This window comes from Mesorhizobium sp. M7A.F.Ca.CA.001.08.2.1 (assembly GCF_003998455.1).
Classification (GTDB): domain Bacteria; phylum Pseudomonadota; class Alphaproteobacteria; order Rhizobiales; family Rhizobiaceae; genus Mesorhizobium; species Mesorhizobium ciceri.
Genome location: NZ_RZPW01000597.1, coordinates 1 through 4,017 on the forward strand (window position 1 = coordinate 1; position 4,017 = coordinate 4,017).

Annotated in this window: 4 protein-coding genes and 1 pseudogene; 2 read left to right on the top strand and 3 right to left on the bottom strand. The window is 63.3% G+C overall.

Features of this window, described 5'->3' with window-relative positions; all coding sequences use genetic code 11:
* A pseudogene (locus EN914_RS27090) lies at positions 1-237 on the bottom strand (MarR family transcriptional regulator); the annotation flags it as partial.
* A 115-nt stretch (positions 238-352) separates the two neighbouring features.
* On the opposite strand from EN914_RS27090, the gene EN914_RS27095 reads away from it, so the two are divergent.
* Positions 353-760: a hypothetical protein gene (locus EN914_RS27095; protein ID WP_024504819.1), complete on the top strand. Its 408-nt coding sequence runs from the start codon at positions 353-355 to the stop codon at positions 758-760.
* Between the two features lie 143 nt (positions 761-903).
* Here EN914_RS27095 and EN914_RS27100 read toward each other — a convergent pair whose 3' ends face one another.
* The gene (locus EN914_RS27100; RefSeq protein WP_024504820.1) at positions 904-2,949 is read right to left on the bottom strand and encodes an NADH:flavin oxidoreductase; all 2,046 of its coding nucleotides are present in this window, start codon (positions 2,947-2,949) and stop codon (positions 904-906) included.
* A gap of 101 nt (positions 2,950-3,050) precedes the next feature.
* On the opposite strand from EN914_RS27100, the gene queF reads away from it, so the two are divergent.
* Entirely contained in the window at positions 3,051-3,512 is a 462-nt protein-coding gene (queF, locus tag EN914_RS27105) for a preQ(1) synthase (RefSeq protein ID WP_010915503.1), read from the top strand.
* 9 nt (positions 3,513-3,521) lie between these two features.
* On the opposite strand, the gene EN914_RS27110 is transcribed toward queF, so the two are convergent.
* A partial coding sequence (locus EN914_RS27110; RefSeq protein ID WP_127389369.1) for a hypothetical protein occupies positions 3,522-4,017 on the bottom strand: 496 nt, incomplete at its 5' end.

The following is a 4,017-nucleotide window of genomic DNA, read 5'->3' on the forward strand; positions in this document are numbered from 1 at the left end:
CAGCAGGCCCTGCGCCTCCATGGCGTTGAGATGATGGGTCAGCGTCGCGCCCTGGATACCGATCATGCCGGCAAGCTCGCGCTGGTTGGCAAGGTTGCTCGACTTGACCGATAGCAGCGTGAGCCAGATCGGCAATGTACCTCCAGCCTCGACCAGGGCAGCATCGAAGGCCTGGGCAACCAGCTTGGCGGTTCGTCCGAGATTCATGCCGACTGGCGGGCGGTCAAAGGGTGTCATTGCAGGACCCTAGACGGTGTCATGCACGGATGGAACTGGCACCACTTATATATTGACATCTAACCATTCGATATCTAATCATCTAGAGATGGCGGGCTAAAGAGGAAATCCGGTCATGCAATATGTCTACATCGTCGTTATCGGTCTTCATGTCATGGCAGGCGTATTCTGGGCGGGCACGACCATCGCGGTCGGCCGAGACCCGGACATCCGGGCGGAACGGTTCTTCCGGCCGCAAATGGGCGCTGCCGGCCTGGTTTTCCTGACCGGCATACTGCTCTGGTATTTCTTTCACGAGGGTGTTTTCGGCTCGATGGAGAAGGTGCTGGCGCTGGGCATCGTGACGGCCCTGATCGCCGCCGGCGTGCAAGGCGCGCTGGTGGGCTCAGCCAGCAGGCAGCTTGCCGGTGCCGATACGGCAACGGAAAGGCAGTTGCGCGCGAAGATGACAAGAGGCGAGCGCATTGCCGGGGGGCTGTTGGTGCTGACAGTGCTGTGCATGGCCACCGCCAGAATGTTTTGAACGCCGCCACGCGGCACACCCTCACAGAATCGTACGTTGTCTGGCGACGAGCCAATGACGTGCGGGCGCGCGGCCAGACCGAAGTACATGGGCTCTCGTACGCAGGTCCGGCCGCGCGCCACCGATCCTCGCAACGCCCAATTTCAGATCCGCAAGCCGAACCTGATGCCGTCGTAGATGGCGGCATGGATGTTGCGCGAGGCGACCGCGTCGCCGATGCGGAACAGTACAAAGCCGCCTTCTGGATTGCGCTTGGGGAAGATGTCGCCACCGCTCACCAGCCGTTCGTAGTCGACCGCACCGACATTCTTCGACAGCGGCTTCAGCGAGAGATAGAGATCATCGAGCGGCAACGTACCGTGCTCGACCACCACCTGGTCGACCCTGCGCTCGCCGCGCCAGCCATCGGCGAAATCCGATGCCAGTTCGGCGACCAGTTGGTTGCCCTCGCGGCGCACCGAACGCAGCCGCGTGTTGATGGTGATGGTGACGCCCTTTTCCTGAAAGGCGCGCATATACGGCACATGGTTCATGCCGCCCATTTCCGGGGCAAAGAAACGTTCGGGCGAGACAAGTTCGAGTTTCGAGCCGGCATTGGCGATCAGTTCGGCGGCGCCCATGCCCTGATGGCCGCCATTGTCGTCATAGAGCAGTACATTTTCGGCCGGCTTGACGCTGCCGGCCATGATGTCCCAGCTTGAGGTGACAAGATTGTCGCCGGCCGTCAGCGGCGGGTTCTGCGGCAGGCCCCCGGTGGCGACCACCACCACGTCGGGTGACAGCGCCAGAACATCGTCCTTCTCCGCCCAGGTGTCGTAGCGGATCTCGACGCCGAGCCGGGCGAGTTCGGCCAGCCGCCAGTCGATGATGCCGATCAGCTCCTTGCGGCGCGGGTTCTGCGTCGCCAGTCGAATTTGGCCGCCGGCCTGGCTCGATGCTTCAAGCACCGTCACCTTGTGGCCGCGCTCGGCTGCGACCCGCGCAACCTCCAGCCCGCCGGCGCCGGCTCCGATGACCACGATTTTCTGCTTCGGTCCTTCGGTCTTGACGATGATATGCGGGATTTCGGCCTCGCGGCCAGTCGCGGCATTGTGGACGCAAAGCGCTTCGCCGCCCTCATAAATGCGGTCGAGACAATAGGTGGCGCCCACGCACGGGCGGATCTCATGCTCGCGGCCCTCCATCACCTTTTTGATGATGTGCGGATCGGCGATATGGGCGCGGGTCATGCCGACCATGTCGAGCTTGCCGGTGGCAATGGCGTGGCGTGCGGTGGCCACGTCGGATATGCGCGCCGCGTGGAAGGTCGGGAATTTCGTCGCCGCCCTCACCTCTCCGGCGAAATCGAGATGCGGCGACGAGCGCATGCCGGCCACCGGTATGACCTTGGTCAGCGCCGCGTCGCTTTCGATCGAGCCGCGGATGATGTTGAGGAAATCGACCTTGCCGGAATTGGCCAGCCGCCCGGCGATCTCGATGCCTTCCTGTTTGGACAGGCCTTTTTCGAAATCTTCGTCAGCGACCATGCGGATGCCGACGACGAATTTCTCGCCGACCGACGCACGCACGGCATCAAGCACCAAGTTGGTGAAGCGCAGGCGGTTGTCGAGCGAGCCGCCGAATTCGTCGTCGCGATGGTTGGTGGCCGGCGACCAGAAGCCGTCCATCAGATGGCCGTAGGATTCGAACTCGATGCCGTCCAGGCCGGCGGCCTGACAGCGCTGGGCGGCCGAAGCATAGTCGGCGACGATGCGCTCGATGTCCCAGTCCTCGATGGTTTTCGGGAATGCGCGATGCGCCGGCTCACGCACCGGCGAGGCCGAGAGCACCGGCAGCCAGTCGGCCTTGTTCCAGCCGGTACGGCGGCCGAGATGGGTGATCTGGATCATCACCTTGCAGTCGTGCTCGTGGCAGGCATCGGCGAGCTCGGCCAGCCACGGCACGATCCTGTCGTCATAGACATGCAGATTGCCGAAAGCGGCCGGGCTGTCGCGCGAGACGATCGCCGAGCCGGCGGTCATGGTCAGCGCCATACCGCCCTTGGCCTTCTCGGCATGGTAGAGCCGGTATCGCTGTTTCGGCATGCCGTCCTCGGAATAGGCCGGCTCATGGCTGGTCGACATGACCCGGTTCTTCAGCGTCAGATGTTTGAGCTGGTAGGGCTGGAGAAGCGGATCGTTGGAGGTCATCGTCTTCCTGCGGTTTCAAATTGTGCTAATGAGCGGCAAAATTCGTTTTCAAGCATGTCGTCCCGCACGCACTCCGGGCGCATGCGACAAGGATTGGGCCCATGATCGACACCAAAACTCTCACCCAGCTCGGTGCGCACGTCGAGACGCCACAAAGCCCCGAAGCAGCGGTCCTGGAGACCGTACCGTTTTCGCGCGGCGACGGGCCGCCGGCGATCGTGCGCTTCACCTGCCCGGAATTCACCTCGCTGTGCCCGGTCACCGGCCAACCGGACTTCGCCCATATCGTCATCGACTACGCACCCGATGCGGCTCTGGTGGAATCGAAGTCGCTCAAGCTGTTCATGACCTCGTTTCGCAACCATGGCGCCTTCCATGAAGACTGCACCGTCATGATCGGCCGCCGCATCGTGGCGGCAACCAAGCCGCTGTGGTTGCGCATAGGCGGCTATTGGTATCCACGCGGCGGCATTCCGATCGATGTGTTCTGGCAAACCGGCGCTCCGCCGGAAGGCGCCTGGCTCCCCGACACCGGGGTGGCGCCCTATCGCGGGCGGGGTTGAGCTCGCCCATCATTCGCACTGATATTGGCTGAGTGCCCATTCGCCGGTCACCGACAACAGGTCCGTGATCTTCCAGTCGCCATCGACCTTCTTGAATTTCCATTCCAGCCGGTGCGGGTTGCCCGATATGACGAAGGCGACGATGACCTTGGCCTGGTCACCGTTGATCGCCTCGAGCGTCTTCAGGCTCTTGTCGATCTCGGCCTTGTCGTAATCGGCATTGTCGAGCGCCATGTTGGGGTCGAGGCACTCGCCCTGCCCGGATTTGCGCAAGGCGTCGCTCTTGTCGAGCACGGTTTTGGCTGGATCGATGAAATGGCTTCGCTCGGCCGGATCGATCTCCAGCCCGACCTGATCGTAAAACGGCCGCACAACGGCGGTCGGCGAGCCCGGCTGGATCGGTGCGGCGGGCGCGGCTTCGGCCGGCGACCATCCAACCGGCGGCGTGGCCGGTTCTGCCGCTCCGCCCGGCGCATTTGCGGGCGGTGCAGCGCTGTCGCTCGGC

Excerpts from the sequence above, each read along its gene's own strand:
- EN914_RS27095 (WP_024504819.1), top strand. The coding sequence starts at position 353 with ATGCAATATGTCTACATCGTCGTTATCGGTCTTCATGTCATGGCAGGC.
- EN914_RS27100 (WP_024504820.1), bottom strand. The coding sequence starts at position 2,949 with ATGACCTCCAACGATCCGCTTCTCCAGCCCTACCAGCTCAAACATCTG.
- queF (WP_010915503.1), top strand. The coding sequence starts at position 3,051 with ATGATCGACACCAAAACTCTCACCCAGCTCGGTGCGCACGTCGAGACG.